Raw genomic sequence first — 12,101 nt, 5'->3', positions numbered from 1 at the left:
TTGGTGGTTTTTTGTTGTAAAAAACATAGATTTTATATCGGGCAATATTCCTATATTTACGTAATAAATAAATTATATGAAAAAGATAATCATTCCGTTTTTCTGTGCAGTGCTTTTTTCCACTTCAGTAGCAGCACAGCAAAAAACAACCGCTGCTAAAACAGAAGCAGTAAAATCGAAACTGACACCTAAAGAAGTAATAGATAATTATCTTAAAGCTTTGGGGGGAAGAGATAAATTAGAAGCTATAAAAACAACCGTTATAGAAAATACCGTTACTGTACAAGGGATGGAAATTGCTATGACGACTAAAAAGATGGGAAATAAATTCAAGTCCGTACAAAGCGTAATGGGGCAACAAATGACTCAGGTTTTCGATGGCGAAAAAGGAACTTTTGACCAGATGGGACAAAAAATGGATATTCCTGCGGATAAAATTGCTGACCTTAAAAAAAAGCAAAACAGTTGATGCATTGGGATATGATCCTGCTTCTTTCCAATCCGTAAATGTAGAGAAGATAGATGGTAAAGATTATAATGTGCTAACTTCAGATAAAGGAAAATACTTCTTTGATGCAACTACAGGATTGTTATACAAGTCCGAATCAAAAGAAGGTACAGCGATTGTAAAAGATTACATGACTGTAGACGGATTGAAGTTCCCTGGAGAAGTAGATGCCGAGGGAAATGGACAGAAAGTAGTTATCAAAACCACTAAAATTGTTCTGAATTCCGGTGTTACGGACGCTGATTTTAAATTATAATAAGGTAAAACCTACAGCTTATAAAAAATAAAAACCGCAAAATCTGCGGTTTTTATTTTTTTAATTTCCATATTCTTTTTTCCATTCTTCAGCAGCTTCACTTAGAACGGTATAGAATTCATCACCGTATTTCCTGATAAGGGGTGTTTTCAGGAATTTATAAACAGGAACCTGCAATTCTCTTCCCAATGTACATGCATCGCTGCACACAGACCATTCATGGTAATTTAAAGCTGTAAAAGAAGAGTATTCCGTAATTCGTATTGGATACAGATGACATGAAATCGGCTTTTGCCAGTCAATAGCACCGTCTTCATACGCTTTTTCAATTCCGCATTTTGTAATACCTTTTTCATCGAATGTTACATAGGCACACTCGCGGTCTTCTACCATGGGCGTTACATACATTCCGTCAGAGGGATCGGTTGTCCATGTTCCCTGTTCTTCAAGAGCTTTTACACCTTCTTTCGTCAGATAAGGTTTGATTTTATCAAAGATATTATCTAAAATTTCAAGCTCGTTTTTATCTAAAGGAGCTCCAACATCTCCCTCCACACAACATGCTCCCTTACATTTGGTAAGGTTGCAAACAAACTCCTCGGAAAATATTTCCTCGGAGATTAATTTATCGTCTATCTGAATCATAATCTTTTTAAAATAAATTAAAATACGTACCTATTTTAAAGGTAACCAAACTCAAAATAATCAGCCAAAGGCTGACTTCCTGCATCCAGTATTTGGGCAAAAAACGCATCATCCGGCTCAGTATGATACTGGAAGGAAATGCGAGGAGCAGTAAATATTCATAGCTCTTATTCATATACAGGATAATAGTAACCAGCTGAGCTAAAGAGAAAACCAATAGGAAGGTATATTTATATCTGCTTATCGGGCTTTTTTTGTTGTAATTTTTAAAGTGATCATATACCGCATAGATCAGCATTAATGCAACCGGGATTAAAGGGATAATTCCTCTGTAATCTGTGATCAGTTTCATCTTTCCAAATGGGAAATAATCAAGGTTCCAGGTGGTAAAGTCCATAAAGAACATGACAGAAAAATAACTGAACACGATCAGGATAATTCCAAGTAAAAATCTGAATATATTTAAACTTATTTTTTCAGAGGTTGCAATAACGTGTATAACTACAAAAACGGCCATTGGCCATGTGGTAGGTAAAAAAATAAAATTCAATGCAACGATGGCACCTACCAGGACATATGATTTTTTCCGGGTATCTTCATTAGCGCTCGTCAGAAGAAGCAAAAGAAAGGAATTGGTAAGTAGTGATACGGCAATTCCTATATCAAGATTTCCGGGATAGAGCCCGAAAATGAAAAATGAATATAAAAATAAGGGAAGATGAGTCTGGTGATTAAGTGCAATACTGTGAAAACAGAAATATCCCAAAGCAATTCCCAGAAATGTTATTCCGGCAACAATTGCTTCGTAAGTATTGAAATTCAGGATGTTAAATATTATTACTATTAAAAGAAGAAAACCAATATAAACAGGAATTGAAAAAATATTGCTTTCTTTTGAAAGTAATTTAAACATTTTTTATAAATTTGTACAAAGTTAATTTAAAAAAGGAAAATAATGACGTCTTTCTTTCTATTCTTAAGCAAAGTTTTCAAATGGTCTTTCGGTTTTTTTGATTCCTTTGGAAATGTTTTAAACTGGATCCTATTTATTGTTTGCTGTGTGTTGTTCACCTATTGGTGTTACGTTCTGGTGGTTACACTGGGAGGTGATAAAGATAAAGACTACTATTCTCCAACAGAGGGAAAACACCCTTATTATGATCCTAGTATCTACAAAAAAGAAGGTTAATTAATTGGTTATATAGTAAAAAGCCGATCAAATAATTTATTTGATCGGCTTTTTTATAACGGTTAAAATTTACTTTTTTTATTCGTGAATAGGAAGTACCAAAACCGGAATTGTAGAGCTTTTCGTTAAACCTTTAGTCAGGCTGCCTACAAAAACATCATAAATTCCACTTCTTCCGTGAGAGCCCATTACGATATAGCTGGCATTTTTTGATTTAGCGTATTCCAGGATAATATCTTTGGCAATACCTTGTTTTAAAAGATGCTCGCATTCTACATCGTGAGAAATAATTCTCTGTTCAAGCCTATTCAACTGTACCAGTTCTTCTCTGATCTCATTTTCTTCAACTTCAGGAAAATACTGAAATCCCATATCACCAATAGCAAATCCAATGTCTGTAGGTGCTACATGGATCAGATGAATCTTGCCATTTATCTCTTTGGCAAATTTGATCGCACCATCTACGAGTTGTTCTGTTTTATCCCCAAAATCCACGGGCAATATAATGTTTATCATAACCTTTAATTTTGTTAACTAAAGATAGTGAAAAAAATATGAAATACGCTGTTAAATACTTATAATATTCGGATATCCAGAATTTTTTCATCCTCAAGGAATGCTTCCAGAATATCATTTTCTTCAACTTTCCCAACTCCTTTTGGAGTTCCCGTAAAGATAAGGTCTCCCACTCTTAATGTGAAATACTGGGAAACGAACGCGATGATATCATCAAAACTGAATATCATATCCTTTGTGTTTCCGTCCTGTACCTTTTCTTTATTTTGCAGTAATGAAAAGCCTAAACTTTCCAGATTATAATTTTCTTTATTAAAGAAGTTTCCTACTACAGCTGAACCATCAAACCCCTTAGCTAATTCCCAAGGCAGGCCTTTTGATTTTAACTCTGTCTGCAGGTCCCTTGCTGTAAAATCTATCCCCAAACCGATTTCTTCATAATGTTTATGGGCGGAATCTTTTTGGATGTATTTTCCTCCTTTTGAGATTTTCAATACCACCTCAAGTTCATAATGAATATCTTTAGAAAATTCGGGTAGGTAAAAATCATTACCCTTCAGGACAGCAGTATCAGGTTTGATAAAGATTACAGGTTTTTCAGGAATTTCATTTCCTAATTCTTTCGCATGCTCACTATAATTTCTTCCTATGCAGATAATTTTCATATGCTTATATTTTTTTATTGCATGGTATGAAATCATTGACGATGATACCTTGCAAAAATTATTTAATTGTTAATGGGTAAATTCATTCTCACAGTAATAGCAGATGAACTTATGACTTGTTAAGATAGAAACTCCGAAAAAACTTGTAGCACTATCATCTCTGTAAATATGATTGGAGCCACATTTTGGACATACAAAATCGAATTCGGGATCTTCGATGGTATGCTCCACTTCAAGAGCCATATTCTCGTTTTCTTTGTAATCTTTCAAAATTTCCGTTGCTTTACCCAGGTCGTCTTCAAAAACCTGAAGCTGAATTCCTCCCACTGCCTGAGACAATAGCCAGTCCGACTGAATGAGCTGCTCATTAGCTATGAAGCTGTTAAGGCCTTTTTCTGCCAATATCTGTTTATCCCTATTGGCTTCAAGAGCCGTTTCGTAAAATTTAAAACGAACAAGTTTTGACATCCTTAGAATTTACTTGATAGTTGAATTTTTGTAAAGACCTTCTTTGTATACAAAGGAAAATCGGCGTTCTGTAACCAACCATAATATCCCAGGTCTTTCTGGAAAACTACTTTTACACATTGTCCTTTATATTTACCGAAGCTGAAAGTTTCCTCCATCTTCTCGTTGAATCCAATAAACCCTGCTAAATCCGCATTCTTATTATGAAATGTAAATTCACTCAAAGCAGCAATTTCATTCGGCACGTCATCATATTTTCCTACCTGGGCATCTAATACCTCAAAGGTTGCCATAACGTCAGCCTCAGCGGAGTGTGCATTCTCCAATGTCTTACCACAGTAAAACTGATAAGCGGCTCCAAGGTTTCTCGGTTCTTTCTTATGGAAGATGGTTTGGGCATCCACCAACTTGAATTTGCTTAGGTCAAAATCAATTCCTGCGCGCAAAAGCTCCTCTGCAAGAAGAGGAACATCAAACCTGTTGGAGTTGAAACCTCCCAAATCTGAGCCTGAAATCATTTCCATTACCTTCGAAGCAATGGATTTAAAAGTAGGAGCGTCCTTAACGTCTTCGTCATAAATGCCGTGAATCTGGCTCGATTCCAAAGGAATTGGCATTTCAGGATTAATACGCCAGGTTTTACTTTCCCTGGATGCATCGGGATTTACCTTTAGAATACAGATTTCAACAATCCTGTCTTTTCCGATATTTGTTCCCGTTGTTTCAAGGTCGAAAATGCAAAGAGGTTTATATAGTTTTAAATTCATACTGAAGATTTATAAGTTGAGATAGTGAATTTTGAAGTAATAATATATCAATTTATTTTAGTCAAAATTCTGAATTTATGTAAGTTGTTTTTGAAATATAAGTGAAATTAAAATATAATAAAGTATAACCATCGGGATTCCTACTGTTCCCAATATGATCAGAATGATAATGGAACCTATTAATAAAGCAAGTTTTGGATAATTGTCTTCCAGTTTCATGGATTTGAATTTCATGGCAATCATTTTAACAGGGCTTACCAAAAGTAACGAAAAGACAATGGTAATGGCTATCATCAGATATAGATTGGAAAATATAAGCTCATAGCTCTGAGTTTTTTTAAAGGCATAATACAAACCAAAAATTAAAATAGTATTGGAAGGTGTATTTAAACCTTTAAAGTAATACTTCTGATCTTCATCCAGATTAAAAATTGCTAACCTCAGGCATGAAAATACAGTAAGTAAAAATCCTGAATAAGCATACCATGGAATGTGAGAATAAGAATTGTCTGTGAGAGCAACAAACATGGTCAATCCAGGAATAAAACCAAAGCTTACCATATCCGCCAGTGAATCCAGCTGAACCCCCAGATTCGAATTAGCTTTTAAAGCGCGGGCAACAAAGCCATCAAAAAAGTCTAAAACCAGCGAAAGGATAAGGTAAATAGCAGTTATTTTATAGTCACCAAGGATAAGATGCACTGCCCCTATGCATCCGGAAAATAAATTTCCTAAGGTTAGGACGTTCGCAAGATTGTTTTTAATAAAATTCATAGTCACAAAATTACATTTTTTAAGAATTCTAGGTTAAAATATTCCCCACTAAAAAATACATTAATCTGAAATTGATGTAAATTTGCCAAATGAAATTTTTTAAAGAATTTAGAAAACAGGAAGTTCTGGTATTGGTATACCGGATTTTTTTGGCATATGTTTTTTATCAGATTGCCAGATTTTTGTTCTGGTATTTTAATAGAGAGCTCATAAAGGTAGATTCGGTTTCAGACTATTTTAGTTTATCTTTTCATGGAATCGCCTTTGATACTACTGCAATTTTATATGTCAATTCTTTATTTATTTTGCTGAGTCTTATCCCTGTTATAATCAATACCAGAAAAGGATATCAAAAAATGTTATTTTGGCTTTACTTTATTACAAATGGAATTGCCTATGTCATGAACTTCGGTGATTTTGTTTATTATAAGTTTGCCCAGACAAGATTAACGTCGGCTGCATTTCAGGTGGCCAAGCATGAAACTAATATCGGAAAAGTGTTTGGTGCTTCCATTGTTCAGAATCCTTTTGTTCTTATATGGTTTTTTGTTCTTATGGCACTGTGGGTTTTTCTTTACAAAAGGGTAAAGATCACAGAACAGAAGCCGGTAAGACTTATTCCTTATTTTATCCTTTCTGTCCTTTGTCTATGTGGAATTACAGTTTTGGTAGTAGGAGGGATCCGTGGAGACTTCAGACACAGCACAAGGCCTATTAATCTTGTGGACGCAAATCGTTTCGTGAAAATTCCATCTCAGGGGAATATGGTTTTGAACAGTACGTTTTCATTCTTCAGAACATTAGGAACCAATAATTTTAAAGAAGTTCACTTTGTAGACCAGAAGTTTATAGAGGATAATATCCAGCCTTATAAAATATACGACAGGCAGGTAACCAACCGTCCGAATATCGTAATATTTATTGTTGAATCCTTCAGCAGGGAATATTCCGGAGCTTTTAATAAGGATAAGAATATTAAAGATTATGTTTCTTACACCCCGTTTATTGATAGTTTAGCTGGTGAAAGTTTAATTTTTCCCAACACCTTTGCGAACGGAAGACAGTCTATCCATGGAATGAGCAGTGTGCTTGCCGGAATTCCGAGTCTTACGGATGCTTTTACAAGTTCACCATATTCCAATCAGAAAATACAATCTATTGTTTCTATATGTAATGATCTGGGTTATGATACCTCATTTTATCATGGAGCACCCAATGGATCCATGGGATTCCTGGGCTTTGGAAATATTTTAGGCTTCAAACATTATTTTGGAAAGACCGAATATAATCATGATGCCGATTTTGACGGAATGTGGGCGATCTGGGATGAGCCGTTTTTGCAATACTTTGCTAAAAATGTTGGGAAAACGCAACCATTTATGGCTACTGTTTTTACCGCTTCTTCTCACCATCCTTTTAAAATTCCTGAAAAATACCAGGGGAAATTTAAAAAAGGTAAAAATCAAATGCATGAACCGATACAATATACTGATTATTCAATAAAAAAATATTTTGAAACGGCTAAAAAACAACCCTGGTATAATAATACTATTTTCGTGTTTACCGGAGATCATACCAATGAAATCTATTATCCGGAATATCAGAAAAGTATGAACCGTTTTGCCGTTCCGATTATTTTATATTCTCCCAATCCCGAATATCATTTGAAAGGAGTAAATACGGAAGAAGCACAGCAGATTGATATTTACCCAACACTGGCAGATCTGATCGGATATAATAAAAGGATAAGAAGCTGGGGAAGAAGTCTCGTAAGTGATAAAAAATACCCTGCTATCATAGCAAATTCAGATGGCGGTGTGGAACAATTTATTATTGGGAATTATATCTATCGTTTCGACGGAAAAAATGTAGTAGGCATTTATGATAAATCAGATCTGGGATTGGAGAAAAATCTGGCAGATCATTTGAATACACCGGAGACTGAAAAAGGAAAGGAGATTGCCAAAGCCTGGTATCAGGATTATATGGATAGGGTTATCAACCGTAAACTGAACTAAGAGGGTGTTTAATTTTTTAAATTGGTATGTGTCTTGTTATATATGCCTAGTATAATAAATGTTTTTGTTTGTTTAAAATTAATTTATATTTTTAGCGTTAAATAGATAACAAGAACAGTATATCAAAATTAAAATAACAAGTATATGAGAAAATTATTATTTACCCTGGCATTTTCTTTGGCAAGTATATTATCTTTTGCACAGATAGAAGGAAAATGGAAAACTATAGATGATGAAACCAAACAGGCAAAATCTATTGTAGAAATCTATAAAAAAACAGATGGGACTTATTATGGCAAGGTATCGCAATTACTTATAAAGCCTGCTGATCCTAACTGTACAAATTGTAAAGATGACAGAAAAGGAAAACCTATTCTTGGACTGGAAATTATCAGGGGATTAAAAAAAGAAGGTGACGAATTTACCGGAGGAACTATTACAGATCCAAAGACTGGAAAAACGTATAAATGTACGATTACAAGATCCGGAGATCAGTTGAATGTAAGAGGATACATCGGTTTATCCCTGTTAGGAAGAACGCAGACTTGGCAAAAAGTAAACTAATCTGTTTTAAATAAAATTAATTAACGGCATTTCATTTAAATGAGATGCCGTTTTTATGATGTGTGTAATAAAAAAACACTATTTTTGTAGTCTAAATTTTTCAAAGAAATATGGCAGAATATACTTTTCGTGAGGTAATTGCACAGGCAATGAGTGAGGAAATGCGTAAAGACGAATCCATTTATTTAATGGGGGAGGAAGTTGCAGAATACAACGGTGCGTATAAAGCTTCAAAAGGAATGCTGGATGAATTTGGTCCTAAAAGAATAATCGATACACCGATCGCAGAACTTGGTTTTACCGGAATCTCCGTAGGTGCAGCGATGAATGGGAACAGACCCATTGTAGAATTTATGACATTCAATTTCTCTTTGGTAGGAATTGACCAGATTATCAATAATGCAGCAAAAATCCGTCAGATGAGTGGAGGACAGTGGAATTGTCCTATTGTTTTCCGTGGTCCTACTGCTTCTGCAGGCCAATTGGGAGCTACGCACTCTCAGGCTTTCGAAAGCTGGTATGCAAACTGTCCGGGATTGAAAGTGATCGTACCTTCTAATCCTTATGATGCAAAAGGATTATTGAAATCAGCAATCCAGGATAATGATCCGGTAATCTTCATGGAATCCGAGCAGATGTATGGAGATAAAATGGAGATTCCTGAAGAAGAATACTATCTACCGATCGGAAAGGCAGATATCAAGAAAGAAGGTAAGGATGTAACTTTGGTTTCTTTTGGTAAGATAATGAAAGTAGCGATTCAGGCTGCTGAAGATTTGGCTAAAGAAGGAATTTCTGTAGAGGTGATCGACCTTAGAACAATCCGTCCTTTAGATTATGATGCTATTTTAAATTCTGTTAAGAAAACAAACAGACTGGTTATTTTGGAAGAAGCATGGCCGTTTGCGTCTATCTCTTCTGAAATTGCATATATGGTTCAGCAAAAAGCTTTCGATTATCTGGATGCACCAATCAAGAGAATTACGACTCCTGATGCTCCTGCTCCATATTCAGCAGCTTTATTTGCAGAATGGTTCCCTAAACTTGAAAAAGTGAAAGAGGAGATTAAAAATGCGTTGTATATTAAATCATAGAGAAAAACTTCCGAAAGGAAGTTTTTTCATTTATTATATTCATGAAGAATAATTCATGAGGTCATAAATTTAGTGTAGATTTGCGCTTTTAAAATTAGCTGATATGTCAGAAGTTACAGAGGGTGGTCATCATTTTGACTTAAAGAAACTTTCATTTGTAGGGGTTATTGTGTCCCTCGGAATTGTTTTTGGGGATATTGGGACGTCACCATTGTACGTAATGAAAGCAATTGTGAATGCCCGAAAAGATGGTGCGGCAATGCCATTCGATGAATATATTGAAGGTGCATTATCATGTATTATCTGGACATTGACCCTTCAAACTACTATCAAGTATGTAATTATTGCTCTAAGAGCAGATAATAAAGGAGAGGGGGGGAATTCTTGCACTTTATTCACTAGTAAAGAAACTCAAGAAGAAATGGCTCTATGTGGTTGCCATTATAGGAGCAGCAACACTTGTTGCAGATAGTGTAATCACTCCTTCACTAACGGTTATGTCTGCTATTGAAGGTTTAAAAATATATAATCCCGAGACACCGGTAGTTCTCATTACCCTGGTCATCCTGTTTGTAGTTTTTGTGGTACAACAGTTTGGAACGGCTTCTATTGGGAAATTCTTTGGACCCGTTATGGTAACCTGGTTCCTGGCTTTAGGGGTTTTCGGATCAATCCATCTTTTTGATCACATTGAAATTATAAGAGCATTCAACCCGATATATGCCTACAATCTTATTACACACTCTCCAAGTGCTATTGTTATCATGGGAGCAGTGTTCCTTTGTACAACAGGAGCGGAAGCTTTGTACTCGGATTTGGGGCATTGTGGTGCTAAAAATATAAGAATCAGCTGGGTGTTTGTAAAATTAATGCTTATCCTGAACTATCTGGGACAAGGGGCATGGCTGCTGGATAATTATCATCAGGTGTTCAGTGGAGTGAATCCATTCTTTGGAATTATGCCGCAATGGGCTGTTTTACCTGGGGTTATCCTTGCAACAGCTGCTGCAATTATCGCCAGTCAGGCCGTAATCACCGGATCATTTACCATGTTCTCGGAAGCCATGTCAGTTTCATTCTGGCCTAATCAGCACATTGAATATCCTTCGGGTATTAAAGGACAAATGTATATCCCGGGAGTAAACTGGGGATTGATGGTATTCTGTTTTGTTGTGGTTATATTTTTTCAAAAATCTGAAAGAATGGAAGCGGCTTATGGTCTGACGATTACCATTACCATGTTGATGACAACCATACTATTACTTTTCTGGTTGAGCAGAACACGGGTAAGCAAATTCTTTATCATCGGTTTTGGAGCGGTTTATCTTTTCCTTGAATCAGGATTTTTCTATGCTAATGTCATCAAATTTGTTGATGGAGGATGGCTAACAATGGTGTTAGGTGGGTTTATTGCAGTATGTATGTATGCATGGTATAACGGCAGACTGATCAAGGCTAACTTTATACAATATGTAAAGATCGATAAATATGTGTCTATTATTAAGGATATGAAACTTGATGAGACCATTCCTAAATATGCTACCAATCTGGCTTACTTAAGCAGAGCAAAAAGAAATGACGAGGTAGAGTCAAAGATTATTTATTCCATCATCAAGAAACAGCCTAAAAGAGCAGATCATTATTTTGTTTTAAGTATTGTAAATCAGGAAGATCCCTATACTTTTAAATATACGGTAGATGAAATATTACCAGGAACTGTATTTAAAGTGAATTTTCTTTTAGGATTTAAAGTAGACCGCAGAATCAATGATTATTTCGGTATGGTTCTGAAAGACCTTATGGCTGATGGAACTATTCCTTCAAGAAGCAGTCATCCTTCTTTGAGAGCACATAATATACCTCCGGATCTTAAATATGTGATTATAGATAATACATATATCAACGATATACTTTTGACGGTAAAACAAAAAATCACGCTTAATATTTACAATTTTGTGAAGTATATCGGAAGTGACGATTTCAAGGCCTGGGGAGTCACTTCACACAATGTAGTGGTAGAATCTGCTCCGATTACAGAGGAGACATTATATGATAAAAAAAATTGAACAGGCGGGATTTTTACGCCATAACTTCTAAGCACCACTTTATAAGCATACTATCTATTTAAATAAAAATTAATAAATTTGTAGATAATTATTTTAATGGATACTATACAAAAAGAAAAAAATATAGCTCTTATCAAAGATGTTTTGAGAAACTACCTTTTAGAAAAAGGTTTCCGAAACACACCTGAGAGATACACCATATTGGAAGAGATCTATAATATGGATCACCACTTCAATGTGGATGATCTCTATCTGTTGATGATGCAGAAGAAATATCATGTTTCTAAAGCAACAATTTACAATACAATTGAGATCTTCCTGGATGCAGGGCTAATTCGTAAACACCAATTTGGAGAAAAAACACTGACGTCTTCATCTTATGAGAAGTCTTATTTTGATAAGCAACATGATCACTTGGTGATCTACAAAAAAGATTCTGATAAGGAGATTGAGGAAATTATAGAGTTTTGTGATCCTAGGATTCAAGGGATCAAAGAAGCTATAGAAGATGCTTTTGGCGTAAAAATTGATTCTCATTCGCTGTATTTTTATGGCATTAAGAATGACTAAT

The 12,101-nt window shown here is 35.2% G+C and carries 16 protein-coding genes; 9 read left to right on the top strand and 7 right to left on the bottom strand.

Features of this window, described 5'->3' with window-relative positions:
* Positions 1-76 precede the first annotated feature (76 nt).
* Both ACJ5H0_RS09170 and ACJ5H0_RS09165 read left to right on the top strand, forming a co-directional pair.
* On the top strand, positions 77-469 hold the full coding sequence (locus tag ACJ5H0_RS09170; protein WP_411249045.1) for a hypothetical protein: 393 nt from the start codon (positions 77-79) through the stop codon (positions 467-469).
* On the top strand, positions 438-764 hold the full coding sequence (locus ACJ5H0_RS09165; protein WP_411249043.1) for a hypothetical protein: 327 nt from the start codon (positions 438-440) through the stop codon (positions 762-764). Before ACJ5H0_RS09170 ends, ACJ5H0_RS09165 begins: the two co-directional genes overlap by 32 nt.
* Before the next feature lie 60 nt (positions 765-824).
* Here the strand turns inward: ACJ5H0_RS09165 and ACJ5H0_RS09160 are convergent, their stop codons facing one another.
* Positions 825-1,409: a DUF3109 family protein gene (locus ACJ5H0_RS09160; RefSeq protein WP_172280199.1), complete on the bottom strand. Its 585-nt coding sequence runs from the start codon at positions 1,407-1,409 to the stop codon at positions 825-827.
* Between the two features lie 7 nt (positions 1,410-1,416).
* Positions 1,417-2,322, bottom strand: coding sequence for a DUF6427 family protein (locus tag ACJ5H0_RS09155; protein WP_172280198.1), 906 nt, complete (start codon positions 2,320-2,322; stop codon positions 1,417-1,419).
* Positions 2,323-2,364: 42 nt separating this feature from the next.
* Here ACJ5H0_RS09155 and ACJ5H0_RS09150 point away from each other — a divergent pair, with 42 nt between their 5' ends.
* Entirely contained in the window at positions 2,365-2,598 is a 234-nt protein-coding gene (locus ACJ5H0_RS09150) for a DUF6341 family protein (RefSeq protein ID WP_172280196.1), read from the top strand.
* Between the two features lie 78 nt (positions 2,599-2,676).
* Here the strand turns inward: ACJ5H0_RS09150 and ACJ5H0_RS09145 are convergent, their stop codons facing one another.
* The 5 genes from ACJ5H0_RS09145 to ACJ5H0_RS09125 all read right to left on the bottom strand — a co-directional run bounded on the left by ACJ5H0_RS09145 (position 2,677) and on the right by ACJ5H0_RS09125 (position 5,788).
* Entirely contained in the window at positions 2,677-3,114 is a 438-nt protein-coding gene (locus ACJ5H0_RS09145) for a universal stress protein (protein WP_172280194.1), read from the bottom strand.
* Between the two features lie 59 nt (positions 3,115-3,173).
* A complete protein-coding gene (locus ACJ5H0_RS09140; protein WP_172280191.1) occupies positions 3,174-3,779 on the bottom strand; it encodes a fumarylacetoacetate hydrolase family protein in 606 nt (201 codons plus the stop codon).
* A 69-nt stretch (positions 3,780-3,848) separates the two neighbouring features.
* Positions 3,849-4,247 carry a putative signal transducing protein gene (locus ACJ5H0_RS09135; protein WP_411249040.1) on the bottom strand — a complete coding sequence of 133 codons (399 nt, stop codon included), beginning with the start codon at positions 4,245-4,247 and terminating at the stop codon, positions 3,849-3,851.
* A 2-nt stretch (positions 4,248-4,249) separates the two neighbouring features.
* Positions 4,250-5,014, bottom strand: a complete 765-nt coding sequence (locus tag ACJ5H0_RS09130) for a 3'-5' exonuclease (RefSeq protein WP_273649206.1) — start codon at positions 5,012-5,014, stop codon at positions 4,250-4,252.
* Between the two features lie 75 nt (positions 5,015-5,089).
* Positions 5,090-5,788, bottom strand: a complete 699-nt coding sequence (locus ACJ5H0_RS09125) for a CDP-alcohol phosphatidyltransferase family protein (protein ID WP_411249038.1) — start codon at positions 5,786-5,788, stop codon at positions 5,090-5,092.
* Between the two features lie 89 nt (positions 5,789-5,877).
* Here ACJ5H0_RS09125 and ACJ5H0_RS09120 point away from each other — a divergent pair, with 89 nt between their 5' ends.
* The 6 genes from ACJ5H0_RS09120 (at position 5,878) to ACJ5H0_RS09095 (ending at position 12,100) form a co-directional block, all read left to right on the top strand.
* On the top strand, positions 5,878-7,806 hold the full coding sequence (locus ACJ5H0_RS09120; protein ID WP_411249036.1) for an LTA synthase family protein: 1,929 nt from the start codon (positions 5,878-5,880) through the stop codon (positions 7,804-7,806).
* A gap of 144 nt (positions 7,807-7,950) precedes the next feature.
* Positions 7,951-8,370, top strand: a complete 420-nt coding sequence (locus ACJ5H0_RS09115; RefSeq protein ID WP_172280181.1) for a DUF2147 domain-containing protein — start codon at positions 7,951-7,953, stop codon at positions 8,368-8,370.
* 110 nt (positions 8,371-8,480) lie between these two features.
* A complete protein-coding gene (locus tag ACJ5H0_RS09110; protein WP_273649199.1) occupies positions 8,481-9,464 on the top strand; it encodes a pyruvate dehydrogenase complex E1 component subunit beta in 984 nt (327 codons plus the stop codon).
* A 103-nt stretch (positions 9,465-9,567) separates the two neighbouring features.
* A complete protein-coding gene (locus ACJ5H0_RS09105; RefSeq protein ID WP_411249034.1) occupies positions 9,568-9,936 on the top strand; it encodes a KUP/HAK/KT family potassium transporter in 369 nt (122 codons plus the stop codon).
* Positions 9,896-11,530: a KUP/HAK/KT family potassium transporter gene (locus ACJ5H0_RS09100; RefSeq protein WP_411249032.1), complete on the top strand. Its 1,635-nt coding sequence runs from the start codon at positions 9,896-9,898 to the stop codon at positions 11,528-11,530. Before ACJ5H0_RS09105 ends, ACJ5H0_RS09100 begins: the two co-directional genes overlap by 41 nt.
* Before the next feature lie 96 nt (positions 11,531-11,626).
* Positions 11,627-12,100, top strand: coding sequence for a Fur family transcriptional regulator (locus ACJ5H0_RS09095; RefSeq protein WP_089027587.1), 474 nt, complete (start codon positions 11,627-11,629; stop codon positions 12,098-12,100).
* Position 12,101 lies beyond the last annotated feature (1 nt).

It is taken from the genome of Chryseobacterium proteolyticum, from assembly GCF_046591535.1.
GTDB lineage: Bacteria > Bacteroidota > Bacteroidia > Flavobacteriales > Weeksellaceae > Chryseobacterium > Chryseobacterium proteolyticum.
The sequence above is the reverse complement of the archived record's forward strand: the minus strand, read 5'-3'. Positions and strand labels throughout refer to the sequence as shown.

Coding starts and splice junctions, on each gene's coding strand:
- ACJ5H0_RS09120 (WP_411249036.1), top strand. CDS start 5,878: ATGAAATTTTTTAAAGAATTTAGAAAACAGGAAGTTCTGGTATTGGTA.
- ACJ5H0_RS09150 (WP_172280196.1), top strand. CDS start 2,365: ATGACGTCTTTCTTTCTATTCTTAAGCAAAGTTTTCAAATGGTCTTTC.
- ACJ5H0_RS09130 (WP_273649206.1), bottom strand. CDS start 5,014: ATGAATTTAAAACTATATAAACCTCTTTGCATTTTCGACCTTGAAACA.
- ACJ5H0_RS09145 (WP_172280194.1), bottom strand. CDS start 3,114: ATGATAAACATTATATTGCCCGTGGATTTTGGGGATAAAACAGAACAA.
- ACJ5H0_RS09170 (WP_411249045.1), top strand. CDS start 77: ATGAAAAAGATAATCATTCCGTTTTTCTGTGCAGTGCTTTTTTCCACT.
- ACJ5H0_RS09135 (WP_411249040.1), bottom strand. CDS start 4,247: ATGTCAAAACTTGTTCGTTTTAAATTTTACGAAACGGCTCTTGAAGCC.
- ACJ5H0_RS09095 (WP_089027587.1), top strand. CDS start 11,627: ATGGATACTATACAAAAAGAAAAAAATATAGCTCTTATCAAAGATGTT.
- ACJ5H0_RS09110 (WP_273649199.1), top strand. CDS start 8,481: ATGGCAGAATATACTTTTCGTGAGGTAATTGCACAGGCAATGAGTGAG.
- ACJ5H0_RS09160 (WP_172280199.1), bottom strand. CDS start 1,409: ATGATTCAGATAGACGATAAATTAATCTCCGAGGAAATATTTTCCGAG.
- ACJ5H0_RS09155 (WP_172280198.1), bottom strand. CDS start 2,322: ATGTTTAAATTACTTTCAAAAGAAAGCAATATTTTTTCAATTCCTGTT.
- ACJ5H0_RS09115 (WP_172280181.1), top strand. CDS start 7,951: ATGAGAAAATTATTATTTACCCTGGCATTTTCTTTGGCAAGTATATTA.
- ACJ5H0_RS09125 (WP_411249038.1), bottom strand. CDS start 5,788: ATGAATTTTATTAAAAACAATCTTGCGAACGTCCTAACCTTAGGAAAT.
- ACJ5H0_RS09105 (WP_411249034.1), top strand. CDS start 9,568: ATGTCAGAAGTTACAGAGGGTGGTCATCATTTTGACTTAAAGAAACTT.
- ACJ5H0_RS09140 (WP_172280191.1), bottom strand. CDS start 3,779: ATGAAAATTATCTGCATAGGAAGAAATTATAGTGAGCATGCGAAAGAA.